This window comes from Streptomyces sp. NPDC111507 (assembly GCF_055638955.1).
Window position 1 is genome coordinate 339,830 of the sequence record NZ_JBVKBU010000006.1, and the last position, 24,938, is coordinate 364,767.

At 71.4% G+C, this 24,938-nt stretch carries 22 protein-coding genes and 1 pseudogene; 9 read left to right on the forward strand and 14 right to left on the reverse strand.

The window, feature by feature from the left end; all coding sequences use genetic code 11:
• Positions 1-83 precede the first annotated feature (83 nt).
• Positions 84-1,607 carry an MFS transporter gene (locus ACZ7M2_RS25765; protein ID WP_471597251.1) on the reverse strand — a complete coding sequence of 508 codons (1,524 nt, stop codon included), beginning with the start codon at positions 1,605-1,607 and terminating at the stop codon, positions 84-86.
• A gap of 85 nt (positions 1,608-1,692) precedes the next feature.
• On the opposite strand from ACZ7M2_RS25765, the gene ACZ7M2_RS25770 reads away from it, so the two are divergent.
• Positions 1,693-2,103 (forward strand): MarR family winged helix-turn-helix transcriptional regulator, encoded by a 411-nt coding sequence (locus ACZ7M2_RS25770; protein WP_471597252.1) that lies wholly within the window; start codon positions 1,693-1,695, stop codon positions 2,101-2,103.
• Between the two features lie 145 nt (positions 2,104-2,248).
• On the opposite strand, the gene ACZ7M2_RS25775 is transcribed toward ACZ7M2_RS25770, so the two are convergent.
• The 3 genes from ACZ7M2_RS25775 to ACZ7M2_RS25785 form a co-directional block, all read right to left on the reverse strand.
• Positions 2,249-2,992 (reverse strand): maleylpyruvate isomerase family mycothiol-dependent enzyme, encoded by a 744-nt coding sequence (locus ACZ7M2_RS25775; RefSeq protein WP_471597253.1) that lies wholly within the window; start codon positions 2,990-2,992, stop codon positions 2,249-2,251.
• A gap of 401 nt (positions 2,993-3,393) precedes the next feature.
• Positions 3,394-4,599, reverse strand: coding sequence for an MFS transporter (locus tag ACZ7M2_RS25780; RefSeq protein ID WP_471597468.1), 1,206 nt, complete (start codon positions 4,597-4,599; stop codon positions 3,394-3,396).
• Between the two features lie 239 nt (positions 4,600-4,838).
• Positions 4,839-6,359, reverse strand: a complete 1,521-nt coding sequence (locus tag ACZ7M2_RS25785; RefSeq protein ID WP_471597254.1) for an alpha/beta fold hydrolase — start codon at positions 6,357-6,359, stop codon at positions 4,839-4,841.
• A gap of 96 nt (positions 6,360-6,455) precedes the next feature.
• Here ACZ7M2_RS25785 and ACZ7M2_RS25790 point away from each other — a divergent pair, with 96 nt between their 5' ends.
• The 6 genes from ACZ7M2_RS25790 to ACZ7M2_RS25815 all read left to right on the forward strand — a co-directional run bounded on the left by ACZ7M2_RS25790 (position 6,456) and on the right by ACZ7M2_RS25815 (position 11,434).
• A complete protein-coding gene (locus ACZ7M2_RS25790) occupies positions 6,456-7,370 on the forward strand; it encodes a helix-turn-helix domain-containing protein (protein ID WP_471597255.1) in 915 nt (304 codons plus the stop codon).
• Positions 7,371-7,523: 153 nt separating this feature from the next.
• Positions 7,524-7,742: a hypothetical protein gene (locus tag ACZ7M2_RS25795; RefSeq protein WP_471597256.1), complete on the forward strand. Its 219-nt coding sequence runs from the start codon at positions 7,524-7,526 to the stop codon at positions 7,740-7,742.
• 53 nt (positions 7,743-7,795) lie between these two features.
• Complete coding sequence (locus tag ACZ7M2_RS25800) at positions 7,796-8,254, forward strand: DUF4442 domain-containing protein (RefSeq protein ID WP_352045518.1); 459 nt, start codon at positions 7,796-7,798, stop codon at positions 8,252-8,254.
• Between the two features lie 34 nt (positions 8,255-8,288).
• A complete protein-coding gene (locus tag ACZ7M2_RS25805) occupies positions 8,289-8,498 on the forward strand; it encodes a hypothetical protein (RefSeq protein ID WP_471597257.1) in 210 nt (69 codons plus the stop codon).
• A 273-nt stretch (positions 8,499-8,771) separates the two neighbouring features.
• Complete coding sequence (locus ACZ7M2_RS25810; RefSeq protein WP_067372984.1) at positions 8,772-9,887, forward strand: GNAT family N-acetyltransferase; 1,116 nt, start codon at positions 8,772-8,774, stop codon at positions 9,885-9,887.
• 167 nt (positions 9,888-10,054) lie between these two features.
• Entirely contained in the window at positions 10,055-11,434 is a 1,380-nt protein-coding gene (locus ACZ7M2_RS25815; RefSeq protein WP_471597469.1) for a chloride channel protein, read from the forward strand.
• Here ACZ7M2_RS25815 and ACZ7M2_RS25820 read toward each other — a convergent pair.
• From ACZ7M2_RS25820 to ACZ7M2_RS25835, 4 genes and pseudogenes are all read right to left on the reverse strand, one after another.
• On the reverse strand, positions 11,385-13,217 hold the full coding sequence (locus ACZ7M2_RS25820; RefSeq protein WP_471597258.1) for a glycoside hydrolase family 15 protein: 1,833 nt from the start codon (positions 13,215-13,217) through the stop codon (positions 11,385-11,387). The genes ACZ7M2_RS25815 and ACZ7M2_RS25820 overlap by 50 nt on opposite strands.
• 22 nt (positions 13,218-13,239) lie before the next feature.
• On the reverse strand, positions 13,240-14,658 hold the full coding sequence (locus ACZ7M2_RS25825) for a DUF2252 domain-containing protein (protein WP_471597259.1): 1,419 nt from the start codon (positions 14,656-14,658) through the stop codon (positions 13,240-13,242).
• Between the two features lie 23 nt (positions 14,659-14,681).
• Positions 14,682-15,365, reverse strand: a pseudogene (locus ACZ7M2_RS25830) (dehydrogenase); the annotation flags it as partial.
• Positions 15,366-15,448: 83 nt separating this feature from the next.
• Complete coding sequence (locus tag ACZ7M2_RS25835; RefSeq protein ID WP_471597260.1) at positions 15,449-16,342, reverse strand: YhjD/YihY/BrkB family envelope integrity protein; 894 nt, start codon at positions 16,340-16,342, stop codon at positions 15,449-15,451.
• Between the two features lie 239 nt (positions 16,343-16,581).
• Between ACZ7M2_RS25835 and ACZ7M2_RS25840 the strand changes: the two genes are divergently transcribed.
• Complete coding sequence (locus tag ACZ7M2_RS25840; protein WP_352045513.1) at positions 16,582-17,226, forward strand: GAP family protein; 645 nt, start codon at positions 16,582-16,584, stop codon at positions 17,224-17,226.
• A gap of 100 nt (positions 17,227-17,326) precedes the next feature.
• Here the strand turns inward: ACZ7M2_RS25840 and ACZ7M2_RS25845 are convergent, their stop codons facing one another.
• Together ACZ7M2_RS25845 and ACZ7M2_RS25850 are read right to left on the reverse strand one after the other, a co-directional pair.
• Positions 17,327-18,259 carry a cyclase family protein gene (locus tag ACZ7M2_RS25845; RefSeq protein WP_471597261.1) on the reverse strand — a complete coding sequence of 311 codons (933 nt, stop codon included), beginning with the start codon at positions 18,257-18,259 and terminating at the stop codon, positions 17,327-17,329.
• Positions 18,260-18,688: 429 nt separating this feature from the next.
• The gene (locus ACZ7M2_RS25850; RefSeq protein WP_471597262.1) at positions 18,689-20,092 is read right to left on the reverse strand and encodes a hypothetical protein; all 1,404 of its coding nucleotides are present in this window, start codon (positions 20,090-20,092) and stop codon (positions 18,689-18,691) included.
• Positions 20,093-20,300: 208 nt separating this feature from the next.
• Between ACZ7M2_RS25850 and ACZ7M2_RS25855 the strand changes: the two genes are divergently transcribed.
• On the forward strand, positions 20,301-20,714 hold the full coding sequence (locus ACZ7M2_RS25855; protein ID WP_471597470.1) for a DUF6325 family protein: 414 nt from the start codon (positions 20,301-20,303) through the stop codon (positions 20,712-20,714).
• 99 nt (positions 20,715-20,813) lie between these two features.
• Here ACZ7M2_RS25855 and ACZ7M2_RS25860 read toward each other — a convergent pair whose 3' ends face one another.
• The 4 genes from ACZ7M2_RS25860 to ACZ7M2_RS25875 all read right to left on the reverse strand — a co-directional run bounded on the left by ACZ7M2_RS25860 (position 20,814) and on the right by ACZ7M2_RS25875 (position 24,767).
• Entirely contained in the window at positions 20,814-21,386 is a 573-nt protein-coding gene (locus ACZ7M2_RS25860) for a gluconokinase (RefSeq protein ID WP_471597263.1), read from the reverse strand.
• Positions 21,383-22,432: a cytochrome d ubiquinol oxidase subunit II gene (locus ACZ7M2_RS25865; protein WP_471597264.1), complete on the reverse strand. Its 1,050-nt coding sequence runs from the start codon at positions 22,430-22,432 to the stop codon at positions 21,383-21,385. Before ACZ7M2_RS25865 ends, ACZ7M2_RS25860 begins: the two co-directional genes overlap by 4 nt.
• Positions 22,429-23,817, reverse strand: a complete 1,389-nt coding sequence (locus ACZ7M2_RS25870) for a cytochrome ubiquinol oxidase subunit I (RefSeq protein WP_471597471.1) — start codon at positions 23,815-23,817, stop codon at positions 22,429-22,431. Before ACZ7M2_RS25870 ends, ACZ7M2_RS25865 begins: the two co-directional genes overlap by 4 nt.
• A gap of 110 nt (positions 23,818-23,927) precedes the next feature.
• On the reverse strand, positions 23,928-24,767 hold the full coding sequence (locus tag ACZ7M2_RS25875; protein ID WP_075025575.1) for an SDR family oxidoreductase: 840 nt from the start codon (positions 24,765-24,767) through the stop codon (positions 23,928-23,930).
• Positions 24,768-24,938 lie beyond the last annotated feature (171 nt).

A 24,938-nucleotide genomic window follows, 5' to 3' on the forward strand; every position in this document is an offset into this window, starting at 1 on the left:
GTTGCCTGCCGGGCGCGTCGGGTCGAAGCGGCGGTCCGAAGTGCCGTGCCGGTGCGGTGAGTTGAGGTCGCCGGCGAACCGGTTCAGTCGCCGATCGCCACCCGCCCCTCCGAGTCCTCCCGTACGGAGTCGTTCCCCACGGAGTCCTTCCCCATGGAGTCGTTCCCCATGGACCGTGCGACCACGACGGTCTGCCGCGGGCGCCGGGTCCGCAGCCCCGGCAGTGTGATCAGCAGCCCCGCCACGGCGATCCCCGTCACCACGATCAGACCGGGCCGGTAGCTGTCGAGGACGGCCTGCGGCGAGGAACCCGCCGAGGAGTTCGCGGTCACAACGGCCGTCACCACGGCCAGGAAGAGGGCGCCGCCCACCTGGACGGAGGTGTTGAGCAGACCCGAGACCATGCCCTGCTCGTGGTCGTCGACACCGTTGGTGGCCTGGATGTTGAGGGAGGGGAAGATCAGTGCGCAGGCCGCGCCGATCAGCAGCATGGTCGGCAGGATCACGGTGGCGTACCCCGGGTCGAGGCTGATGCGCAGGAACAGTGCGTAGCCGACGACCATCAGCACGAAGCCCACCGCGATGAGCCGCGGGGTCCCGAAGCGGTCGACGACGGCGCCGACCTTCGTGGAGGAGAGCGCGACCAGCGCGCCGGCGGGCAGGAAGGCGAGCGCGGTGTGCAGGGCCGACCAGCCGAGCAGCGACTGCATGTACAGCGTCACCAGGAACTGGAATCCGACGTACGAGCCGAAGAACGCCATCGCGCCGAGCTGGGCGCGGATCTGACTGCCGGAGCGAAGCACGCCGAGCCGGATCAGCGGCCCTGCCGAGCGCCGCTCGACACGGACGAAGACGGTGAGCAGGACGGCCACGGCGAGGAAGGACAGGAGGGTACGGGTCGAGGCCCAGCCGACCTCGGGGGCCTGGACGACGGTGAACACCAGCAGCAGCATCGAGGCCGTGCCGAGGACGGCGCCGGGGATGTCGTAGCCGTTGTGGTCCTTCTCGCGTTCGCTGCGCGGCAGCAGCTTCAGACCGACGAGCAGGGCGAGCAGCGCGATGGGCGCGGGGAGCAGCATGGTGAGGCGCCAACTGGCCTCGGTGAGCAGGCCGGACAGCACGAGGCCCATCGAGAAGCCGGTGGCCGCGCAGGTCGTGTAGATCGACAGGGCGCGATTGCGCAGGGGGCCCTCGGCGAAGGTCGTGGTGATGATCGACAGACCCGCCGGGGCGGTGAACGCCGCGCTCAGGCCCTTGATGAAGCGGCTGGCGATCAGCAGCGGGCCCGAGTCGACGAGCCCGCCGAGCAGCGAGGCGAGCGCGAAGACACCCAGGGCCACCAGGAAGACCTGACGGCGGCCCAGCAGGTCGGCAGTGCGGCCGCCGAGGAGGAGCAGCCCGCCGTATCCCAGGATGTAGCCGCTGACGATCCATTGCAGCGTCGAGGTGGAGAGGTCCAGTTCGGAGCCGATGGACGGCAGGGCGACGCCGACCATCGACACGTCCAGTGCGTCCAGGAACATCGCGGCGCAGAGCACCAGCAGGGTGCCCCACAGCCGCGGGGTCCAGCGTCCCTCGGTGGTGGGGGTGGTGAGCGGAGAGGTCATGCGGGAGACAGTACATGCATATGCATCGAATGCAAGCGCATTTAATTCCGATGCAACAAACTCGATTCTTTGCTACGGTGCGCCCATGGCGGCGAAGAAGGCCGAGCAGGCGCTCGTGGACCAGTGGCGTGACATCCTCGCGGTGCATGCGCGCACCCTGTGTGAGCTCGACCGCGAGCTGCACCGACACGGTCTGGGCGCAAGCGACTTCGAGGTGCTGGACGTGCTGGCCGGGGGTGCCGCGTCCGACGGTGACTGCTCCTACCGCGTCCAGGAGATCTCCGACCGCGTCCATCTGAGCCAGAGCGCCCTCTCCCGGCTGATCGCCCGCCTGGAGAAGGACGGTCTCGTGACGCGCGGCATGTGCGCGGAGGACCGGCGGGGGGTGCGTGTCCGCCTCACTCCGAAGGGGCGAACGCTCCATGCCGAGGTGCTGCCTGCGCAGCGGGCGGTGCTGACGCGGATGCTCGCGGGCGGGACGGCCACCGGCGACTGACACCGCGGACCGCTGGTCGGAGGCAACCACACGCGGACCGCCGGTCGGAGGCAGTCACACGAGGACCGTCGGTCGGAGGCTGCCACACGCGGACCGCCACCGCATGCGGACCGACCCGGACCGATCGGGGTCGGGCCCCGGTGTCTCAGCTCCAGGTGATGCCGGACTTCTCCCGCCACAGCGCGGCGAGTGAGGCGTCACCGGTCACGTCCGGGAACGGCAGCCGGTTCCACAGCGCCAGATAGAGCCGTGCCGCGGGCCCCGCCAGCTCGCAGTCGACGTCCCCGCCCGCCGCCGCGCCCCGTTCGCTGACCGGTGGCTCGGGCGACAGCCGTACGGTCCACACCGCGTCCACGTCGGTGGCGCGCACCCGCAGCACACGGGGCGTTCGGGAACGCACCTGGCTCCTCGGACGTCCGTGGAAGCCGCGCAGCAACTCGTCGATCCCGTCCACCGCGAAGTCCCGGGTCACCGTGTCCGGCGTCTCGCCGAGCGCCGACTGCGCGTCGACCCGGTGCATGGTCGTCTCGTGCGCCTGCCGCCGTGCCCAGAAGGCGAGCGGCGAGGGCGCGGGCAGAAAGCTCCAGCAGGACAGGTCGGGCGGAGCGGCCGCGAGCGTGTCGACCAGGCGGCGGTGGCCGTCCCTGAACCAGGCCAGCAGTTCGGCGCCGTCCAGCTCGGGCAGGCCGCCGTCCGGGTGGTACGCGGCGTACCCCTCGGCGACGAACGCCGTCGCCCACCGGTGCACCGTGCCCGTGTGCCGCACCAGATCCCGCACCTGCCACCCCGGGCAGGTCGCCACCTTGGCGTCGGGCCCCGCCTGCTCGGCCGCCGCGGCGAGCGACCGGCCTTCCTCGTCCAGGGTGTCCACGAACTCCGGAATCTCCATGCGGTGAGTGTGCCGGACGGAGTGGGCTCCGGGGGACCGCGGTCGCGTATCGCGTCACCTGACGGGGATCACTGTCGACGGCACGGCGGGCCGCCGCCCCGGCGGCCGGCGTCGGCGGGCAAGGAGAAGCCCCGGCTGGACGGGGGAGACCAGCCGGGGCCGTATGTCGTGGCCGACGGAGGGCGGTCGCCTCGCGGCGGAACGCTCCATGGGGCTTCAGCCGGACGATCGTCCCCATGGGCTGTAGGTGAGACCCGGGGACACTGTCCCCTCCGCAGCCACGTACGGATCAACGGCCGACCCCCCTGAGTTGTTCCCGCCCGGCCCCGTCGCCCGCTGTGAGGTGGAGCACGCCCGCCCGGTCCGCGGGGGCGTCCGGCAGGGCCCGGGGCGACGCGCCGTCAGCTCACGGCGGCCCGGCGCGTCCCGAACCCGATGAGTGCGGCCAGCGCCGCCAGCACCGTCACGCTGGTGAGGGCGATGGGCAGCGAGAACCAGCCGGCCATGAATCCGATCGCGGGCGGGCCCAGGAGCATGCCGCCGTAGCCGAGCGTCGAGGCGATGGCGACACCGCCGGGGCCGGCGAGGGAGCCCGCGCGTTCGACGGCGACGGGGAAGATGTTGGCGAGTCCGAGCCCTGTGATCGCGAAGCCGAGCAGGGCCGCCCACACGGAGGGGGCGAGCGCGCCGAGCAGCATGCCGGTGGCGGCCGTGGCACCGCCCCCCACCAGCGTCCGTGTGCGGCCCAGCCGTTCCAGCAGCGTCGTACCGCCGGCCCGGCCGATGGTCATGGCGAGCGCGAAGCAGGAGTAGCCGGCGGCCGCGACGCCCGGGTGGACCCGCAGGTCCTGTTCCAGGTGGAGGGCTCCCCAGTCGGCCAGGGCGCCCTCGCCGTACGCGGTGCACAGGGCGATCAGGCCGAAGACGAACACCAGCCGCCGGGTGCGTGCGTCGAGGTGACGCGGGGCGCGCTTTTCGTGCGACTGTCCGTGCTCCGGGGGCGCCGGAGGCTCGTGGCTCAGCAGGACGCGTCCGGCGAGGGCGGTCACCAGCAGGCCGATCACGGTGAGCGCGAGCAGGTGCCGGGTGGGGGACAGGGAACCCGCCACCAGTGCGCCGAGCCCCGCGCCGACCATGCCGCCCAGGCTGAACGCCGCGTGGAAGCTCGGCATGACAGGCCGCCGTAGCGCGGCCACCAGGTCGACGGCGGCGCTGTTCATGGCGACGTTGATACCGCCGTACGCCGCTCCGAACACGAGCAGGACCAGCCCCAGCGTGACCGCCGAGTGCGTCAGCGGGGGCAGGGCCACGCTCAGCGCCAGCAGGATGCCGCAGACGACGGTCACCGGATGGCTGCCGAAGCGGCGGCACAGCCGGCCGGTGAGCGTCATCGTGATCACCGCTCCGGCGGAGACGCCGAGCAGCGCGAGCCCCAGGGCGCTCACCGAGGCGCCGGTCTGCTCCTTGATGGCAGGGATGCGGACGACCCAGCCCGCGAAGACGAAGCCGTCGAGGGCGAAGAAGGCGGTGATGGCGGCACGCAGGCGGGTGAGGTCGTCGGGGCCCCGCACGGCACTGTGCGATCGGGTTTTGTTTATTAGCGGCACAAACTCAGCGTAGGTGGCGGGCGGGGGTGGGGCAAGGGAGCCGCGGTGGTGGGGGACGTGTGCGAGCACGATGACGTAGACGGCCGTGGCGGCGCTGGTGAGCGACGACATGGGCTGTCTGACGGGGGCGACCCTGATGCTGGAGGCGGCCGGACCCTCCTGGGCCGATGTGACGGCGTACCTCGGTCGGCCGGTTCGCGAGCGAACATGCGCGTGGTGCACGAGGTGCGAAGGAGGTCTCAGCGCCGCAGGTGCCTCAGTACGGATCGCACCGCGCGCTCCACGGCCTCGCGCGCCCGGTCGGTATGGTCGAGGGTCTCGAAACCGTGGTGGCCGAGCGGAACGTCGATCACCTCGACATCGGCGTCGTACTTCTCGGCGGCGGCCAGGAATTCCTCGACCGTCACCGCGATCTCCGCGCGCTCCAGCTCCACCCGGGTCAACACGATCGGCAACCGTCCCGCGGTACGTACCGCGTCCGCCGGGCGGAACCGGGAATCGACAAGCCCCCAGTTCGGCATTGGTGCGAGTATCGGATAGCTCACCGCGACGCACCGCAACCACGGCGGGGGCGCCGCGAGCCAGTCCGCCGACAACAGCCCGCCACCGGAGAAGCACCACAGCGCCACGCGATCCCCGTCGACGCGCGGATCGGCCCGTACGAGGTCCATCGCATCGGCCACGTCCTCGGCGGCCCGCGCGAAGTCGGCGAGATCGTGCAGCCGATGGTCCAGCGTCACGCCGACGGCCCCCATACCCGCCACGTACCGGCCGTAGCCGATGAAGCCCGGCCAGTCCCGGGGAGTCGGCCGTACGTCGGGGTGGACCGGGCCACCGTGGACGAACACCACCGCCGGCCTCGGGCGGTCGGCTTCAGCGAGGTCGTCGGGGAGGTGGAGATCGACCCGTCCCACCCGCTCGCGAGGCCGCTCCGGTACATCCATCAGGAAGGGGCGGAGGTGCGCCGGTTGTTCGTTCACCTTCGCGGCCACCCGGTGCCCTTCTCCCTCGGCGGCCCGGACCAGGGTCTCGGCCACCTCGTCGGGGCAGGAGAGCATCGGCCAGTGCCCGGTGCCGAGTTCGAAGAAACTCACCCGGGGGTCGGTGAGCACCTGGAAGCGGGGATCCCCCATCCCCACCAGGGCCTCGACCATGGCGATGCTGGAACCGTTGGCGGTGCACAGCACGCCGGTCTTCGGCAGCTCGGAGACCGCTTGCGACAGGCGGAGCGGCTGGGTGAGCGTGCCCACCGGCTGCGGAACGGCGGTGGCCGCCAGCCGAGCCAGCACGGCGGGCGAGAGGCCGGCGACGCTGCCCCAGCGCTGCCACTCCCCAAGCGGCGGCGGGGGGATCCGCCAGTCGTCATCCGCCGGCTCGGCCCGGTGCAGCAGCCGGTCGCGGACCGCTTGGTCGGGCACCAGAGTGAGGGCCTGATCGCCGTGCTGGGGCATGCCCGCGTCCAGGTGGACGATCCGGGCGATCCGTTCCGGGCGCCGGTCGGCGGCGCCGAGCACCGGGTAGATGCCGTAGCAGTGACCGACCAGCACCACCTCTGCCGCGTCCGTCCGGTCGATCGCCCGCAACAGATCGTGGATGTGTGTCTCCAGGTCCGTGTCAGGTCCCGCCGCACGGCGGTGGTCCCCCATGCCGGTGAGCGTCACCGGATACGCCTGTGCCCCCGACTCCCGCAGCCGAGCGGCCACCGCCTGCCATATCCAGCCGCCGGTGTGGGCGCCCGCCACCAGGATGAATGCCGTCATCGATGTCTCCTCGTACGCCGTGGTCGCAGGGCCGTCCGTACCGGCCGTCCGCGCTCGTCGGTACGGTAGGAACTCCCCCTGAGGGAGGTTCAAGACGTGCGCCCTGAAAGCACATGGAGCATCGGAGAGCTCGCCGAGCACGCGGGCGTCACCGTCAAGACGGTCCGCTTCTACTCGGACCGCGGTCTGCTGCCCGAGGCCGCCCGCAGCGCAGGCGGCCACCGCAGGTACGGCCCCGAGGCACTCGACCGGCTCCACCTGATCCGCTCCCTGCGCACCCTCGACCTGCCGGTCCCCGAAGTCGGCCGGATCCTCGACCAGGAGGACACGCTGGAGAACGTCGTCGCGGGGCAGCTGCGGCAGATCGGCTCGCGGCTGGCTGCCCTGCGCTGGCAGGAGGCAGCCCTCCAGCTGCTCCAGGAGTGCGCACCCGAGGAACGCGCCGAGCGGCTGCGGCTGATCGGCGCCGTGTCCGTCCCGCCCAGCACGGCCGCGCTGGCACGCTTCTGGCGGCGCTGGCTGCCGGCGCGGCTCCCGGCCCGCTTGGTCTCCGCCATCGTCGAACAGGCAGTTCCGCAGCTCCCCGAAGGGCCGACGCCGGCCCAAGTGCTGGCCTTCACCCGGCTGCACGCCCTCGTGTCCGCCCCCTGCACCGGCAGCGGTCACGGCCAGCCCGCGGCGCACGGGCCCGACGGGGGCCGCCCGGCCGTGCTCTACGACGGTCTCGTCGAGGCGTATGCGCTGGCATCGCCGTGGCTGCGGGCGGGGCGGCCACCGCACGAGGGCGAGGCACTCGACTGCTTCGTCTCCGCCTACGCCCGCTCACGTGGCACGCGGGACACTCCCGCCTTCCGCCGGGGACTCAGTCGGCTGTTGGCCGCGGATCCCCGTATCGACCGCTACTGGGAACTCACCGCCGAGCTGTCCGGCCCGTCGGAACCGACCGCAGGTGCCGCCCACGACTGGCTCTGCGCCGCGCTGGACACCCAGACCGCCCGATCGGCGGGCTGAAGGGCGGTCGGCGGTGCGCCGACGGGGCGACTCCGGCCGGGTGAGAACCGGCCAGGCCCTGGAACTCTTCCCCGAACTCGGCAAACGCCTCCGGACGGGCGCGGGCATGCTGTCGGGTGGTGAACAGCAGATGCTGTCACTGGCACGGGCCCTGTGCCGCGCCCCTGGCTCCTCCTCGCCGACGAACTGTCGCTCGGTCTCGCTCCGTTGGTCGTCGAACGCCTGCTGTCGGCGGTGCGCGCGGCGGCGGACACCGGCCTGGGCGCGCTGTTGGTCGAGCAGGACGTACGCAGGGTGCTGGACATTGCGGACCGCGTCTACGTACTGCGCCGCAGCCGCGTGGAAAGGGCCGCTCCTCCACGGGAGGACTGAGTCCGTCGCCCCGGAGTCACTCGGTCGTAAGGGCGGCCTGCGAAGCTGCGCCCATGGACATGACGGCGCTCGCGCGCACCCTGCTGGACCCCATCCAGGCCCATCGCACCGCCGGTATCGAGGTGATCTCCGCCGCCGACGGCGCGGCCGAGATCGCGCTGGAGACACCCCGGGCGCTGACGAACGTCATCGGCTCGCTGCATTCCTCGGGGCTCATCACCCTGGTCGACGCGGCGGGTCTGGGCGCGATCCTCGCCGCGAGCGCGGACGCCGCCGAATTCCAGGGCGTCGTACCCCTGGGCAGGTCCGCGTCCCTGGAGTTCCTCGCTCCCGCACGAGGACGGCTGGTGGCCCGCTGCCGCCTCTCCGAGGAGGCGCTCGGCGTCCTGCGCCCGCTGCTGCGGGGCGAGACCGACCGGGCCAGGTTCGCCACGCACGCCGAGATCACCGATGCGACGGGCACGGCCGTGTGCCGCGGGGGCTTCGACTGGAGCGTGCGCCGCATGGCTTGACGCTTCCCGGTCGGCGCCGGGGTAGTGGAACGACGTGCCGTGGAAGCGCGAGGCATTCGCCGCCCGACGCGAGCGCGTCCCGCTGCCGTGCACCCGGGCGGAGGAGACCGGCGTACGCGAGATCACCGGCTTCGCCGACCTCGTTCCCCTGCCGCTCTCGCACACCGGCTACAAGTCGTACCCCATCTCCCGCGTCACCGGCGACCGGTGGGACCGGCTCCCGCGCTGGGTGAGCGATGAGTGAATCGGCCTCCGATCCGCGGTCGGGACGCGAGCGCCGGACGGCCTGGTCGGGTCCGGGCAGGCCAATTCCCACTCTTCCGTTACGACAGACACCCTTGACAGCTTGCGTACTGATTCGCGACGTTTGAGCCTCGCGGAACAGTTCGAGACGCGTCATGGGGGAATGGGGGGCGGTCGGCCGTGCGATCGATGAACAACGATCCTCACGCCTTAGGGGTCCGCGCTGCGAACGGTACGTCCCTCGCGGAGCCCGCGGAAGGGCGGTTGATCTGAGGTGGAGATCACGATCCACAGACCGGAGGAGCTGGGCAGTTCGCTCCTCCTGGCCTGGCATCGGGTGATGGACGAGTCGCCCGACTACGCCAACCCGTTCCTGGCCCCGGAGTTCGCGGCGGGGATCGACAGGTACCGAGGCGGGGCGCATGTGGCGGTCCTCCACGAGAGAGGGGAGCCCGTCGGCTTCTTCCCGTACGAGCGCAACTCCCTGGGCGTCGGACGGGCCATCGGTCTCGGTCTCTCCGACTGCCAAGCCCTGGTGCACCGCCCCGGGGTCACCTGGGACACACAGGAACTGCTGCGGGCCTGCGGGCTGTCCGTCTTCGAGTTCGACCACCTCGTCGAGGAGCAGAAACCCTTCGGCAGACATGTCACCGGGACGTTCGCCTCACCGGCGATAGACCTGAAGGTCGGCGAGGGTACCTACGCCGAGTGGCTGCGCGGCGCCTACCCGGGACTGGCCAAGACGACGTTGAAGAAGGAACGCCGCCTGGGACGCGACCTGGGCGAGATGCGGTTCGTCTACGACGAGCGCGACCCGCGGGTGCTGCGCACCCTCATGCGCTGGAAGTCCGCCCAGTACCGCAGGACGGGACGGATGGACCGGTTCGCGCGGCCCTGGATCGTGGACCTGGTGGACCATCTCTTCCGGGTCCGCGAGGAGCACTTCAACGGCGTGCTGTCCGTGCTGTACGCAGGTGACCGGCCGGTGGCCGCACACTTCGGACCGACCTCGCGCACGCTGTTCGCGGCCTGGTTCACCGCGTACGACCCCGAACTCCGCTACTACTCGCCAGGGTTGATCATGCACCTCCGGATGGCCGAGGCCGCCGGACGGGAGGGCGTGCGGCTCATGGATCTGGGCCGTGGCGACAAGGAGTGGAAGGACTGGCTCAAGACCCGGGAGCTGCGCGTGGGCGAGGGGTTCGCGACCCGCCCCCACCCCATGGCCACGGCGCACCGGCTCTGGCGCAGGCCGGTGCGGGGCCTGCGTAACACCGTCCTGGCCCATCCCAGGCTGCGGGATCCGGCTGACCGGCTACTGAAGACGGTCGGCACGCTGCGTACCTCGGGCCGGCCGGACTCCGGCGCGGCGGGCCCCCGCGCCCGCTGAGTCGGCTTCTCCACCGAGGGTCCGGGTGGCCGTGCGGCATCGGTGGACGCGTCCACCCGGAGGGTTTCCGGGTGGTGTCGCGTGGCTCGGAGTGGCATGGGCGACGTGGTGGGTAATCTCGCGCTCCGACCGGCGGCATCGCTGCGAGCGGACCCAGGAGAAGACCCATCACCGAACCGGAGCCCGTACCGGCGGAGCCCGCCCCGGGAGATCAGCCCCGCGAGGCCGAGCGGCTGAGGGACACGCTGCGGCAGCCCGCGTACCGGCGGACGTTGCTGTTCTGCGGCCTGATCGGGATCCCGGTGTCGTTGGTCGCGTTCTGGTTCCTCGTCCTGCTGCACGAGCTGGAACACCTGATCTGGGTGGACTGGCCGCACCATCTAGGGTGGTCGAATCCGCCGTGGTGGTGGCCGTTGCCGCCCGCTCTGGTGTCGGGTGCGGTCGTCGCCCTGGTCGCCTCGCGGTTTCCCGGCCGGGGCGGTCACATCCCGGCGGGGGGCCTGCAGCCCGGAGGTGCGTCGAAGGCCGCCGTTCCCGGCGTGGTCCTCGCCGCGCTGGCGAGTCTGCCGCTGGGAGCCGTGCTCGGACCCGAGGCGCCCCTGATCGCCCTGGGCGGCGGTCTGGCGCTGCTGTTCCGGGATCTCGTACGCGTTCGCGCGACCGAGGCGAACACGGCGTTGCTCGGTGCCGCGGGCGCCGCGTCGGCCATCTCCGTGATCTTCGGAAGTCCGGTGGTGGCGGCCGTGCTGCTGATGGAGGCGTCCGGATTGGGCGGACCGCAGCTGTTCGCGGTGATGCTCCCCGTCCTGCTGGCCGGCGGAATCGGCGCCATCGTGTTCACCGGCTTCGGACACTGGACCGGACTGAAGACCGGGAGCCTGGAGATCGGACTACCCGCGCCCTCCGTCCTCGACGCCGGGGACGTGGTGTGGTCGGTGCTCATGGCGGTCCTCATCGGGGCGGCCATCCACTGGATCATCGCGGGCGGGCGGATCGCGGCGCGCCTCGTGGTCGCGCATCCGTTGCGCAACACGGTGCTCTGCGCATTCGGTGCGGCCGTCTGCGCGGCGCTCTACGCGGGCCTCACCGGCCGTTCGCCGTCCGACGTCGCCCTGTCGGGCCAGTCCATCCTGGGTCAGCTCGCCACCCACCCGCACGCCTGGTCGGTCGGCAGCCTGGTGGCGGTCCTGGTGTTCAAAGGCGTCGCGTACGCGCTCTGCCTGGGCAGCCTGCGCGGTGGTCCGGTGTTCCCCGCGCTGTTCCTGGGCGGCGCGATGGGCGCCCTGCTCGCACCGCTGCCGGGGCTCGGCGTCGTGCCGGGCGTCGCGGCGGGCATGGCGGCCTCGTCCGCCGCCGCGCTCCGGCTGCCGGTCAGCTGTGTGGTGCTGGTCGTGCTGATGGTGGGCAACGCGGGCACGGTGCCGGTCATCGTGCTCGCCGCCGTGGTGTCCTTCGTGACCACCGAACTGCTGCCGCAGGGGCAGACCATCCCGGAGTTCAGGGATGGAGGGCGTCGAGCGCCTCGTCCAGCGTCGTCGCGGCCATGATCAGGGAGAGATGGGTGAAGGCCTGCGGGAAGTTGCCGAGTTGCTCCCCGCTGGGACCGATCTCCTCGGCGAACAGGCCGACGTGGTTCGCGTACGTCTGCATCTTCTCGAAGGCATAGCGGGCCTGGGGGAGGCGTCCCGCGCGGGCGAGGGCGTCGACGTACAGGAAGGTGCACAGACTGAAGGTTCCTTCGGAGCCGCGCAGTCCGTCGGGCGAGGCCCCGGGGTCGTAGCGGTAGACCAGGCTGTCGGAGACGAGGACGCGGTCCATGGCGTCGAGGGTGTTGAGCCAGGCGGGGCTGCGGGGGGCCAGGAATCCGACCCGGGGGGCGAGCAGCAGGGAGGCGTCGAGGACGTCGCCGCCGTAGTACTGGACGAGGGCCTGCTCCTTGTCGTTCCAGCCGCGCTCCATGACCTGTTCGAGGATCGCGTCCCGGGCCCGGGTCCAGCGCACGGTGTCGGCCGGCCTGCTGAACTCCTGCGCCAGCTTCAGCCCGCGGTCGAACGCGGCCCAGCACATCACCCGGCTGTAGGTGAAGTCCTTGCGCCCGCCCCGGGTCTCCCAGATGCCCTCGTCGGGCCGGTCCCAGGAGTCGGCGAGCCAGTCGAGGGTGGCGGCGAGGCCCTTCCAGCCGTGGTAGCCCGTCTGTTCGCCGACCTCGCGGTTCTCGGCCAGGGCGTAGAGGGCCTCGCCGTAGATGTCGAGCTGCAGTTGGTCACAGGCGGCGTTGCCGGCCCGGACCGGGTAGGAACCGCGGTAGCCCTCGAAGTGCTCCAGGATCTCCTCCGTCAGATGAGGGTCGCCGTCGACCCGGTACATGATCTGGAGGGGTTCGTCGTCGGGGCCCTCGCGGGCGCCCAGACGGTCGCCCAGCCAGCGGGTGAAGCGGGTGGCCTCCTCCACGAAGCCCAGGTCGAGCAGGGCCCGCACCGAGAGGGAGCCGTCCCGCACCCAGGTGTAGCGGTAGTCCCAGTTGCGCTCCCCGCCGACCTGCTCGGGCAGTCCCATGGTGGCGGCGGCGACCGGGGCACCCGTGGGGGCGTAGGTGAGGAGCTTGAGGGTGATCGCGGAGCGGTGCACCATGTCCGTCCAGCGGCCGTGATAGCGAGAGGTGCGCACCCACTTCTGCCAGAAGTCGACGTTCTCCCAGAGATCTTCGGTGATCCCTTCGACGGTGGGGGGCGGTGGCGCCGCCCCGTCCGGCGCGCACACGGTGAACACCACGGCTGCCGTCTCCCCGGCGTTGAGGGTGATGGCCCCACGGACGTCCTGTCCGTCCCGTTCGAGCGGGATGCTTCCCTGGAGGTAGGCGGTCGTCCCGGGAGCCCGGAACGTGGCCGTCTCCTGCAGCGGCCTGTCGTGCGTCAGGTCGAGTTCGTGGGAGGCCCGCGCGTAGTCGAACCGCGGCCGGCATTCGAGGGTGAAGCGGACGGTGCCGCGCACCGAGCGGACGACCCGCACCAGGCTGTGCCGGTCGGTCGCCGTCGGGCCCGGCTGGACCGGCATGTGGTCGAGGATCTCGCCGACCCCGTCGGGCGACATGAAGCGGGTCACCACGACGGCGGTGTCCGGGTAGTAGAGCTGCCTCCAGGTGCCCTCGGGGTGTTCGGGCGCGATGACGAAGTAGCCGCCGCCGTCGTGGTCGAGCAGCGCGGCGAAGATGCTCGGTGAGTCGAAGCGCGGTGCCGCGAACCAGTCAATCACTCCCTGGGACGAGACCAGAGCCGCGGTCTGAAGGTCCCCGACGAGCCCGTGGTCGGCGATGGGCGGATAGCGATCCATGCTGCTCTCCTTGTCAGGCGTGTCAGGCGGTTTCCGCCTTGACCCGCCCGGAACGGACGGCGTCGACGAGTGCGCGGTGGTCCTGCTCGTTCTGGTCGGCATAGCGCTCGGCGAACGTCACCAGCGCCCGGTCGAAGACCTCGCCCCCGCCGAGGTAGGCGGCGACGGCGATCCGGTCCCCCGACCTCGCGTGCGCGCGGGCCAGCGTGGCACCGCACAGTTCACCGAAGGACCGCATCCCGTCCGGCACCATCGACTCGGGCTCCGCGATGCCCTTCCAGTCCCGCAACTGCCGTACGTAGAAGTCCCGTCGGCCGCCGTCGATGCCGTCAGCCCGGGCCCAGCCGAGGAAGATGTCGCTGGTGGCCTGCATGAGCCGCTGACCGCAGACCACGCGCTCGCCCTGCGTCCGACAGTCGCTCGCCCCGGTGAACGGCGCGAGTACCGACTCGTCGGCCTCCTTGGCCTGCAGGAGCAGGGGATCCTGGTCGTCGCGGCCGAGCAGCAGAATGATCCAGCAGCGGGTGCCCACGCTGCCGACCCCGACCACCTTGCGGGCCACGTCGACCAGCCGGTACTGCTCCAGCAGCAACCGCCGGTCCGACGGGAGGCTCTGGCCGTACCGTTCGATCATCCGGCGGATCAGCTCCTCCAGCGCGTCGCGTTCGACGTCCGCGAGCAGGTCCCGGAGCGGTGTGACCAGTGGGGGATCCGGAGCGATGCGGACCCTTCCGTCGACGACGTGGGTGAGTTTGTCGAAGGCCTGGAGGCTGTCGCGGGTGCGTGCCTTCGCCACCGACCGTGACCAGCGCTCGCGGGCCCGCGCGCTCACCTCCTGGAAGACGTGGGTCCGCACCCAGTCCTCGTCGAACCGGGCGTACCACACGGGGAGATTGCCCAGCGCGGCGAAGCGGCGCTGCCACTCGCGGTACGACCGCACCGTCGACCGTACGACGTCGGCCCGCTCCTTGGCGCTGAAGCCGTTCGCCCGGCCGGCGATGACGAGACTCGTGGACAGCCGCTTGACGTCCCACTCCCACGGGCCGGGCAGTGTCTCGTCGAAGTCGTTGATGTCGAACATCATGCGGCGCTCGGGCGAGGCCAGCAGCCGGAAGTTCAGCAGGTGCGCGTCGCCGCACACCTGCGTCGTGATCCCGCTGCGGGGAGTGTCGGCGAGGTCCCCGGCCATGATGGCGGCGGCCCCCCGAAAGAAGCGGAACGGTGACTCGATCATCCTCCCGTAGCGGATCGGTACGAGTTCGGGCACCCGGGTCGCGGACTGCGCCTCGATGACGTCCACGGGGTCGGGCCGCTTCTGAGCGGGAGCGAACTCCGCGTGACTGGAGCGGGGTACGGCGGCCCGGGCGGCCTTGCCGGTCTCGGCACGCTCGCGGGGCGTGCGGTGCGGGACGACGCCGTCGGCCGGGTGGTGCGAGGTCATCGCGGTCGGTCCGCGATGCGATCACCGACCATGTTGTACTTCTCGGCCAGGGCCAGGTGGACGCCGCCGCCCCGGTCCAGCGTGACGCGGTTGCCGGGGGTGGGCAGGTCCTCTCCGCACAGCCGGAAGTCGACCGCGTGGTGGGCCAGTACCTCGAAGGGCATGTCGGAACAGACGGCCCCGGGCCGACGGGGCGCCTCGTTGTGGATCTGTTCGGAGTCGGACTTGCCGAGCATCTGGATGCCGCCGAGGGGATACTCCCGGTCGTCGGATCCCAGGTACCAGTCGTGCGGGGCCAGGGTCGTCTGGAACCTGGTGTCGTTCGGTTCCTCGGACACGGCGATCAGGGCGAGGTTGTCGTGCCGCATGGAGTGCCGGACCACGGCATCCGAGCTGTTGGCCGGCCCCTGCGGATGCCGGTCGTTCGCCGAACACAGCAGCAGGACAGCGGAGTTGACGGAGCCGCAGGCGACGACCGAGGTGATGCCCTCCACCTCTCCGTGTCTGTCGAACCGGAATTCCGGCGCGCGGTATTTCCCTTTGACGAAGACGGCGGTGGAATCCCGGTTGTCGCGTTCACGAGGAAGATGGTCCCCGCGTTCCGGAAGGAGGGTCCGCTTCCCCGTGGGCACCAGCCGGTGGGCGATCGTGCCACCGCCCGCACCGGTGCCGACCACGATGACGTCGTAGTGCTGTGCCTCGGTCATGCAGGCCACCGTCCCCACTGTCCACCGTGGGCATCTGCCCCAAAACCCAAGGTATCCCTGGGGGATATTTCCGGCGAGTTGGACTATTCGGGTGAACCGAGGCGCCGGGACACGGCGGGTTCCCGCGCGATCACCGCCCCGGCGGTGATCGCGGCGGCGATGACGACGCAGAGCCCGATCAGCCATGACAACACCGTGAAGACCGCACCCAGCGACCCATAGCGGTCCAGGCTGCGGTTGAGCGCGCTGGGCACGTACAGCTTGGCGACCACCGACAGTGTGGTCATGGCCACCCCGGTCAGGAGCGCACCGGGCAGCAGGGGCAACCAGGGGACGCGCGCGGCCAGCAGCAGGTGCTGGGACCACCACCAGACGCCCACCTGGGCGACCAGCAGGAGCGGCACGCCCAGCCACGCCCCCACGCCGAACCCGGTGCGCAGCGGTCCCTGCAGGGCGAGGACGACCAGCCAGGCCGCGATCCACACGAGCCATCTCCAGGCGGCGATCCGCGCGCTCGCACCCGGCAGTCGCCAGGCGCGTTGGCACAGGCGCTGCATCGCCCGGCTGCACGCCGTGGCGGAGAGCAGCACCATCAGCGAACTGACCACTCCGGCGCTCTGCTGCAGGTTCGCGGGATCGGCGTCGAAGACCTTCTTCAGCTCGAGTTCGGAGGAGCCGTTGATACCGAAGACGTCATGGAGAGAGGAGACGATCTCGTTGCGCACCGCCTGCGGGGCGAAGGACGCGACCACGAAGAGCAGCGGAACGGCGGTCAGGAACACCTGGGCCGCGAGCCGGGTCGCGGAATCCAGCAGGTTCACCGCGATCAGGTGCGAGGTGAGACGGGTGATCACCGGGAAGCGCTCCTCGGTGCTGCCGCGCAGCCGCCGCAGCCGCGCCCCCAGGTCGGCGGCCCGCCCGCGCAGGCGCCCCGCCCTTCCGTCGGTGGACGGGCCGGGTCCTCTGCCTGCGTGCAATTCCGCTCCCCGGGTCCGGACTGGGCTCCACGCCCCGAGGCGTGACCACGCCACCAGGGTGCCGTCCCGGGCAGCCGCCCGCCTGCGGCGCGAGCGCCGTTGCGCCGTACGGGGGAGGGGCCGCCCGAGGCGTTCCGGACGGCACCGCTGAATGGTGGGTGCGGGCGGGAGCGGTGACGATGGGGTCATGCGCGCATCCGGCTGCGCCCCGAACCTCGCGCGGCCCTGCGGAGGCAGCGATGGTCCTTGACCTGGTCCTCATCGGTCTGGCGATCGCCGTGAACCCCTTCTCGGTCACCGCGTTCGTGCTGGTGCTGTCCGCGCGGGGCGGGATCTGGAACGGGCTGGCCTTCGTCCTCACCTGGCTGGCCAGTTTTGTCGCGATCATCGCCGTGGTGCTGCTGATGACCGGCGGGAAACCGCCGCCGCCCAAGTCGGCGCCCTCCACGGCCGCCCTGGCCGCCAAACTGGCCATCGGCGTGGGCCTCGTCTGGTACGGCGAGCGCATCCGCCGCAGGAGGGGCAGGCGGCGCACGTCATCCGGGATGATGTCCCGGCTCGACCGGATCTCTCCGTGGACGGCGGCCGGGCTGGCGCTGTTCCTCCAGCCCTGGGGGCTGGTGGCCGCCGGTGCCGCCACCGTGGTGGAGGCGGACCTCTCCCACGCCGCCTCGTACGCGGCGTTGATGGGCTACTGCCTGCTGGCCAGCTCCAGCCTGCTGGCCATGGAGATCTACGCGACCTTCGCCCCCGACTCGTCCCGCGTCCGGCTCGGGCGGCTGCGGACGTGGTTGGAGGGCCATCAGGACGAGGCGATCGTGACGGTGTGCCTGCTGCTGGGGCTGTGGCTCGTGGGCAAGAGCATCTACCAGCTGACCGCCTGACCCTGACCGGCCATCACCGCACCTCCCGGGTGACGGCCGCGAGCACGGCACCACCAGGGCGAGCGCCGGCCGCCACGGGAGCGCCGGGTGAAGACCGTCGTCACAGGATCGCCAGGGGATTGACGGGCGAGCCGGTGGCCGCGGGCAGCCGGAGCGGAGCGATCACGCACAGGAACGACCAGCGGCCTTCCCGCGCGCAGATCGGCGCGAGGTCCTCGAACCGCAGATAGTCGAGCAGATGCAGTCCCAGGGCGTGGACGGCGAGGACATGCACCGGGAAGGCAACCCCTCGCACCGCGCTCGGGGCCGTGTCGCTGTTGCTGTCGCTGCCGAGCACCGCCACCTCCCGGTCGGCCACGAACTCCATCGCGGTCGGATGGAGTCCGGCACGGGCGGCGGCCACGTCCCAGGGGCCCAGCTCCTCGCGGCGCCGGCGGTGTCCGACCCGTACGAGCAGGATGTCGCCGCGGCCGACCCGTAACCCCTGCCGGGTCTCGGCGGCGCTCAGGTCCTCGGCGGTCACGTTCGATCCGGGCTCGAGCCAGGAGAGGCCGTGCACCCGGGGTATGTCGAGGAGGACCCCGCGTCCGACGATGCCGTCGCGGGCCGGCTCGACGGACAGGACGCTCGCGCCCTCCGGCGACAGCGCGTCCGCCGCCGGTATGCCGCCGTGCAGCGTGCCGTCGTAGACGACATGGCACAGCGCGTCGAGGTGACCGTCCACATCGCCGTGAACGTTCATGGCGAAGCGGTCCCGCGCGAAGTCCGGGCCCTTCGCGACCGGTTCGCCGTCCGTCGGAGCGGTGAGCCGGTGCTCGGCCGGATCGGCGTCGTCGGGTTCGGCACGGGTCTCCACGGGGGCGGCGAGCGACACCGTACGTCCCGATCGCACCTCGCGGAGGGCCGTCAGCACCTGTGCCGCGGTGATCGTGTCCAGGGCGCCCCGGCGCCTGCCACCGCCGGAGACCGTGCCGCGCAGTCGGCGGTAGAGCGACCGGAACTCGGCCTCGCTCAGCTCGTCGGGCATCGGCATGGCACCAGCCTCCGACAGAAGCCGGATTCCGGCACGCCGAGTTGCCGGGGGCAGGCACCACCGCGTCAATGAAAAAGCGACCTGTCCACGTCCCGAGCCGGCGCACCGCACCTAAACGCGGAGGTCCGGACGGACATGATGCATGTCCGCGGTGTGCCCGCCGGATCTCACGCGACGCACCATGGGCTCTGCCGGGCGACGAGCCGTTGCGCCTTGAACGTGGTCCTCCAGACGGGCGGCGTACGCAACCCCGACGGTGACGCCGGCGAGTGCGACGTCCCGACCGGAGCCGCGAACGACGTGCTGCGCGGCCTGCGGGACCTGGGTCTTGAGCGCCTCGGCTCCCTCGTCCTCGATCCGGTGGACACGGTGCCGAGTGCCGGCGGGCGGTCTGGCGGCGGGTGGGCGAACGTCGGCACCGGCGCGAGGTCAGGTGGACGGCGTAGGGGTGGACGGCGCCGGAGGAGACGGTGTCGAAGCGGCCGCGGCCGCGGGAGCGCCGGTGTCCAGGAACTCGCGGATCGCGAAGGCGACCAGCACGATCACCACGGTCCACACCACGACCCATGTGGTCGGGTAGTTCCAGGTGAACAGCACGATCGCGGCGACCGCCAGGATCGCGGCGCCGATCCACCGCTTGAAGCGGTGCACGAACCCGCCGACCGGACCCAGCGGGAGCCCCGCCGACACGGCGACGTCGCGCAGGGCGCCGATGCCCCTGCGACAGCCCGTGCGGATCAGGACGGCGATCCGGGACGGCCCGACGAGGAAGGCGCCGACAGCCGTCACGAGCGCGAGCGCGCCGACCGCCCGAACACCCGCGCGCAGGAACCTGACGAGGGAGTCGAACACCGTGGCGGCGGCGTCCTCGGACGTCCCGACGGGCAGATGGTCGAGATAGACCGCCCGCGCGACGGCCAGGACGATGCCGAGCACCACCATGGCGGCGAACACCCCGAGCGCGGCCCCGATCAGGGCCCGGCGACGGTTGGTGGCCAGATACACGCCCGCGGCGGCGATCAGCACGGCGATGACGGGGAGCCAGCCGCCGATGATGTCCAGCACCCGCAGATACGTCTTGATCTTGCCGATGTCCTTCGACGCGAACACCACGAAGTCCGTGTGGACGGCCGGGATCCGAGCGGCTGGCTTGAAGCCTGCGCTGACCAGCCGGTCCTTGACCTGGGCCACGATCGGCGCCACGTCGATGGTGACCTGACCGTTCTTGGCGGACACCGCACCGGTGGCGTTGCCCGTGAGGGCCTTGTCCAGGGCGCTGTGGGCCCGGCGGTTCGCGTCCACCCAGACGGTGTCGAAGGCCTTGCTGGACACCACCCGCTGCACGGTGTCGCCGACCAGACTCTTCAGACCGCTGGTGATCGGGCCGCCCAGGTCGCCGAGCAGCGTGGCGACCCTCGGCGGGGCACCCTTCTCCGCCGCCGCCCGCTCCAGATCCTTGACCAGCGCGTCCACGTCGATCTGCGCCAGCACCGCGGTGGTGACCCGGTTGGTGACCGCCTTCTGCACATCCGGATCTCTCGCCAGCGGCCCCACGGTGGCGACATAGCGGTCGGTGTCCCGGACGATGTTGTTCGCCCAGACCGCGACGACGGCCAGCAGCGACAGCAGCGAGGCGAGGAGAATCAGCAGGACCGAACCCGTCGAGCGGAGCCAGTGGTGCCGCGCGGCCCCCGACGGCCCCCCGGTCTCCAGAGCGCTCACCCGGTGCCGCAGCTCGTCCAGTTCGTTGCGCTCCCGCGCCGAGAGCCGCTGCTCGCCGGACGGTTCTGGAGGCTTGTGATCCGGGTCTGGTGGAGGCGGGCTGCTCGTCATGGTTACAGCAGAGGCGGACGGATCCGATCCCGCGACCCGGAACCGGCCCGGCGGGTGAACACCGCACCGAAGTGCGGCGCCTTCCGTCCGATGCTGCAATGGAATTCGGGGCCCGTGGATGCGCAGGCATTCGGGGACTGGGGAAATCCCATGACCACCCAGGGGTGAAGCCGTGAGCGATTCTGCCGTGAGCGATGAATTCGCCGAAATGGGCCCGATCGACTACATAGTCGTTGAGTTCCCCGGCAACCGCATGACCGGCGAAGGCCTTCCCCTGCTGGTCGACCTCGTGGACCGCGGCGTCATCCGGATCCTCGATCTGATGTTTGTCAGAAAGGAGGAGGACGGATCCGTGGTCGGCCTGGAGATCGCCGACCTCACCGGCGACGGAGCCCTCGACCTGGCCGTCTTCGAGGGCGCCTCCTCCGGCCTGCTGGGCGAGGACGACATCGAAGAAGCCGGCAGCGCCCTGGAGCCCGGCAACTCGGCCGGAATCCTGGTCTACGAGAACCTGTGGGCCGCTCCCTTCGCCACCGCCCTGCGCCGCGGCGGCGCGCAACTGGTCGCCTCCGGGCGCATCCCGGTGCCGGCCGTGCTGGCCGCACTGGACGCGACGGAATAGCAGCCGGCCGCCGCCCGCGCTGGACGCGACGGAGTGGCATCCGGCCGCCACCCGCGCGTTCGGGAGGCATCGTCGCCGTACCGGTGAGCGCCCGATCCCTCAGGCGCCCGGGCGCCCGGCGCAGCGCTCGACGGCGGCCCGCACCTGGGCGAGGTTCACCGGCAGGTCGGCCGTGGCATCCAGGGTCATGCCCGGCTCGTCCCGCTCCAGCGGCTCCAGCGTCTCGAACTGCGAGTCGACCAGGTGGGCGGGCATGAAGTGACCGGTGCGCCGGGCCACCCGGTCCCGGGCCGTCGCCCGGTCCAGGGCGAGGTACAGGTACCGCAACGCCGGCCCCCCGGCCTCCCGGAACTCCTCGCGATAGGCGCGCTTGAGGGCCGAACAGGCAACCACCAGTCCCTCGTGGGCCTCGGCGGAGCGACGGATGCGGTCGGAGAGGGCACGCAGCCAGGGCGCGCGGTCGGTGTCGTCCAGGGCGTGGCCCGCGGTCATCTTCGCGATGTTCGCCGCGGGATGGAAGTCGTCGCCCTCGACGAACGCCAGGCCGAGCTCCCCGGCAAGCGCTTGGCCGAAGGTGGTCTTCCCGGATCCCGACACGCCGAGGACCACTATGATCGGGGGCCTTTTCCCGTCCCCCTCGCCGCCTCCGGCGCTGCCCCCTGCCCCGGTCACGGGTTCTCGGGTTCCCGGCCTGGTGCCGTCTGTCGCAGGTCCGCCTCGGTGAGGGGCTGGAGGGCCCCGCGGGTGTCCAGCCGGTAGAGCAGAACGAGCGGCGGCCCCACGAGCACCACCGCGATGACCGTGACCAGCATCAGCCAGCGCAGCGTCGTCGACGCGCCGGCCGCCTGGGACACGGTCAGTGAGGTGGGGATGAGATAGGGCCGCTGGGCCAGTCCCCAGGCCACGACGACAAGGGCCACGCTGCCGATCGCGGTGACCCTCGCCCATCCCGTCACGACGTGGTACAGCAGCCAGGCGGTGGTCGACGCGCTGACGACGGCGAGGAGCACGAGGACGAGACCGGCCCCGCCGGTCAGCCCGTCGTGGACGTAGGGCGCGTCGTCGTGGGTCACGACGAGGCCGACGATCGCCAGCACGGCGAGGACGACGAGAGCGCACCAGGCCCGCAGCCGGAAGTAACCGACGAGGTCGGGGGCGTCGAAGCGGCAGGCGTCGGCGGTCAGGAACACCGCCCCGAGGAAGGCGGTCGCGGCGACGGTGAGCAGCCCGGCGATCACGGAGGTCCCGTTGGACCAGGCGTCGGCGGACGCCTGTGTGCCGGGAGCCACCCGGCCCGTGGCGATCCCCCCGACCGCCGCGCCGAGGAAGAAGGGGGTCAGCAGCGAGGAGACGGCGAAGGCGGCGCCGTAGACCCTGCGCCTGGCGAGGCGCCGCGTGGGTTTGCGCAGAGCGAAGCCGGCACCGCGCAGGACGAGTCCCACGGCCGCGAGTGCCAGCGGGAGCCACATGGCGGAGAAGACCGTCTGGAACAGGACCGGGAACCCGGTCCACATGATGACCAGGATGAAGATGAGCCAGACGTTGTTGGTCTCCCAGACGGGTTCCATGGCGTGGTCGATGAGCCACCTCGGGCGCTTTCCGCGTTCGGTGCCGCCCGCGACGAGGTCCCAGAATCCAGCACCGTAGTCCGTGCCACCGGCACACGCGTAGGCGGCCACCGCCACCAGCAGCACCCAGGCGACGACGTCCTCGATCATTCGTCTCCCCTGTCCCCGCCCGCGGTGGCCGACAACGGGCGGGGCCCGTAGGGAGTGTCGCCCTCCACGTCCTCGGCGGCGGCACCCGCGGTCGCGCCCTCGTCGGCCAGCCGCCAGCGGTGGCTCATCTTCGCGAGGACGGTCAGGAAGGAACCGAAAGCAAGGACGTAGACCACCACGACGATGCCGAACATCGTCCACAGGGACACGGCGCGGGTGCCCGTGACCGCCTCCGAGACCCGCATGTTCTGGTAGACGATCCAGGGCTGCCGGCCCACCTCGGTCGTGATCCAGCCGCACTCCACGGTCAGCAGACAGGCGGCGCCGGCGAGGGCGGCACACCGCAGGAACCAGGGCGACCGGGGCAGTTCACGACGCCGCAGCCGGCACCAGCCGTACCAGAGCGCGAGCAGCACGAGCAGGCTTCCGACGGTCACCATGATGTCGAACGCACAGTGGGCGATGGTGGCCTGGATCACCGTCGGGCGGTCGCTCGCCGGGACCGACGTCAGTCCGGTCACCTCGGTGGCCGGTCTGAATCCGGCGAGGACCGAGTCCAGTTGGGGGATCTTGATCCCGCCGGAGACCGACCCGTCGGCATGCAGACGCCCGAAGACGTACTCCGGTACGTGGGTGTCGGTCTTCCACACCAGCTCGGTGGCTGCGAACTTCACGGGCTGCTTGTGGAAGACGGAGCGGGCGATGGAGTCCCCGAGCACGAACTGCACGGGGGTGAGGATCGCGGCGACGGTGAACGGCACGGTGAAGCCGAGCCGGTGGTAGCGGTCCCGGCGGCCGCGCAGCAGGCCGACCGCGTACACCCCGGCGACGACATACCCGGCGGTCAGGACCACGCCGACCACGAAGTGCCAGTACTCGGGGCCGAGCATCGGTGTGAAGACCGCCTGCCGCACATCGACGTTCACCGGCCTGCCGGACGCGTCGAGAGTGAAGCCGCGCGGGGTGTTCATCCAGGCGTTCGCGGCCACGATGCCGAACGCCCCCATCAGGGCGGCCAGCGGCAGCGGCAGGCCGAGCCAGAAGTGCGTCCACGGCTTGAGCCTGCGCCAGCCGTACAGGTAGATGGCGATGAGGATCGCCTCGAGGAAGAACGCCCAGGCCTCGATCCCGAAGCCGAGGCCGAAGACATCGCCCCACCGGCCCATCATCCCCGGCCACAGCAGACCGAATTCGAAGGACAGCACGGTGCCCGTCACGATGCCGATCGCGAACTGGACGGCCATGACCGCCGACCAGCGTCGTGCGAGCAGCAGGGCGACGGCGTCGCCCTTGCGCAGTCCGCGGTAGTGCATGAGGAGCGTGATGGCGGGCAGGGCCACGCCGAAGGGTACGAGCAGGATGTGGGAGGCCAGGGTGAAGGCCATCAGCTCCCGGGCCGGGAGGAGTTGTGGTGGACCGTCCGCGAGAAGGTGGCCGATTGCGCTGTTCACATGACCTCGGTGGTTCGTACGGGATGGCTGAGGGGTCCTGCGCTTCAGCCGCCGGTGGCGAAACCGGGAAACAGCGTCATGCCGCCGTCCACGTAGATCGTGGTGCCCACGACGTAGTCGAAGAGGTCGGACGCGAGCGCCGCCACCGCGTTCGCGATGTCGTCCGGGTCGCCCACGCGGCGGTAGGGGATGAGCCGGAGGAGGTCGGCCTCGGCCTCGGGGGTGTCCCAGGCGTCGCGGTTGATGGGCGTGCGGATCGCGCCCGGGGCGACGGCGTTCACCCTGATCCCCTGCGGCGCGAGCTCCTGCGCGAGGGTCGCCATGAGCATCTGCACCCCGCCCTTGGACGACGCGTAGTTCACATGGCCCGCCCACGGGATGATCTGGTGGACCGAACTCATGCAGATGATCTTCCCGGCCGAACGGGAGACCTCGGGGACGACGCCCCGCCGCAGGAACTCCTTGGTCGCTTCGCGGGCGCACAGGAACTGTCCGGTCAGATTGACGTCCAGCACCTTCTGCCACTGGGCCATGGTCATCTCGGTGACGGGGGCGTCACGCTGGAGCCCGGCGTTCGCCACCATGACGTCGATGGTCCCGAACTCCTCGACCATGCGGGACACCATGTCGACGACCTGGTCCTCCTGGGACACGTCCGCCTCGTGCGCGTAGGCGCGCACCCCGAAGCCCTCGATCTCGCGTACGACCTCTTCCGCGGCGTCCCGCCCGGACACGTAGTTCACCACCACGTCGGCGCCCACCCGGCCGAGCCCGATGGCCGTGGCCTTGCCGATGCCGGAATTCGCGCCCGTCACCAGCGCCTTCTGCCCCTTGAGGAGCGGGAAGGCAAGGGGTTGGCGACCATCACTGCCGCTGGTTTCCACTCATGTCTCCCTGTGGGTGCCGACGCGGACCATCGGAGGAATCCGCTTTTCGGAGGAATCCGCCCCACAACGAAAACACTGGTGGGTCGGGCCGGCTCGTCGGCACGTCCGCTGTCAGCCGCTCGGGGGGCCGACCCGGGCTGAACGGCCGAATGCCCACCCGCGGGGTCC

Coding starts and splice junctions, on each gene's coding strand:
- ACZ7M2_RS25765 (WP_471597251.1), bottom strand. CDS start 1,607: ATGACCTCTCCGCTCACCACCCCCACCACCGAGGGACGCTGGACCCCG.
- ACZ7M2_RS25770 (WP_471597252.1), top strand. CDS start 1,693: ATGGCGGCGAAGAAGGCCGAGCAGGCGCTCGTGGACCAGTGGCGTGAC.
- ACZ7M2_RS25775 (WP_471597253.1), bottom strand. CDS start 2,992: ATGGAGATTCCGGAGTTCGTGGACACCCTGGACGAGGAAGGCCGGTCG.
- ACZ7M2_RS25785 (WP_471597254.1), bottom strand. CDS start 6,359: ATGACGGCATTCATCCTGGTGGCGGGCGCCCACACCGGCGGCTGGATA.
- ACZ7M2_RS25800 (WP_352045518.1), top strand. CDS start 7,796: ATGGACATGACGGCGCTCGCGCGCACCCTGCTGGACCCCATCCAGGCC.
- ACZ7M2_RS25820 (WP_471597258.1), bottom strand. CDS start 13,217: ATGGATCGCTATCCGCCCATCGCCGACCACGGGCTCGTCGGGGACCTT.
- ACZ7M2_RS25825 (WP_471597259.1), bottom strand. CDS start 14,658: ATGACCTCGCACCACCCGGCCGACGGCGTCGTCCCGCACCGCACGCCC.
- ACZ7M2_RS25840 (WP_352045513.1), top strand. CDS start 16,582: ATGGTCCTTGACCTGGTCCTCATCGGTCTGGCGATCGCCGTGAACCCC.
- ACZ7M2_RS25845 (WP_471597261.1), bottom strand. CDS start 18,259: ATGCCGATGCCCGACGAGCTGAGCGAGGCCGAGTTCCGGTCGCTCTAC.
- ACZ7M2_RS25850 (WP_471597262.1), bottom strand. CDS start 20,092: ATGACGAGCAGCCCGCCTCCACCAGACCCGGATCACAAGCCTCCAGAA.
- ACZ7M2_RS25855 (WP_471597470.1), top strand. CDS start 20,301: ATGGGCCCGATCGACTACATAGTCGTTGAGTTCCCCGGCAACCGCATG.
- ACZ7M2_RS25865 (WP_471597264.1), bottom strand. CDS start 22,432: ATGATCGAGGACGTCGTCGCCTGGGTGCTGCTGGTGGCGGTGGCCGCC.
- ACZ7M2_RS25870 (WP_471597471.1), bottom strand. CDS start 23,817: ATGGCCTTCACCCTGGCCTCCCACATCCTGCTCGTACCCTTCGGCGTG.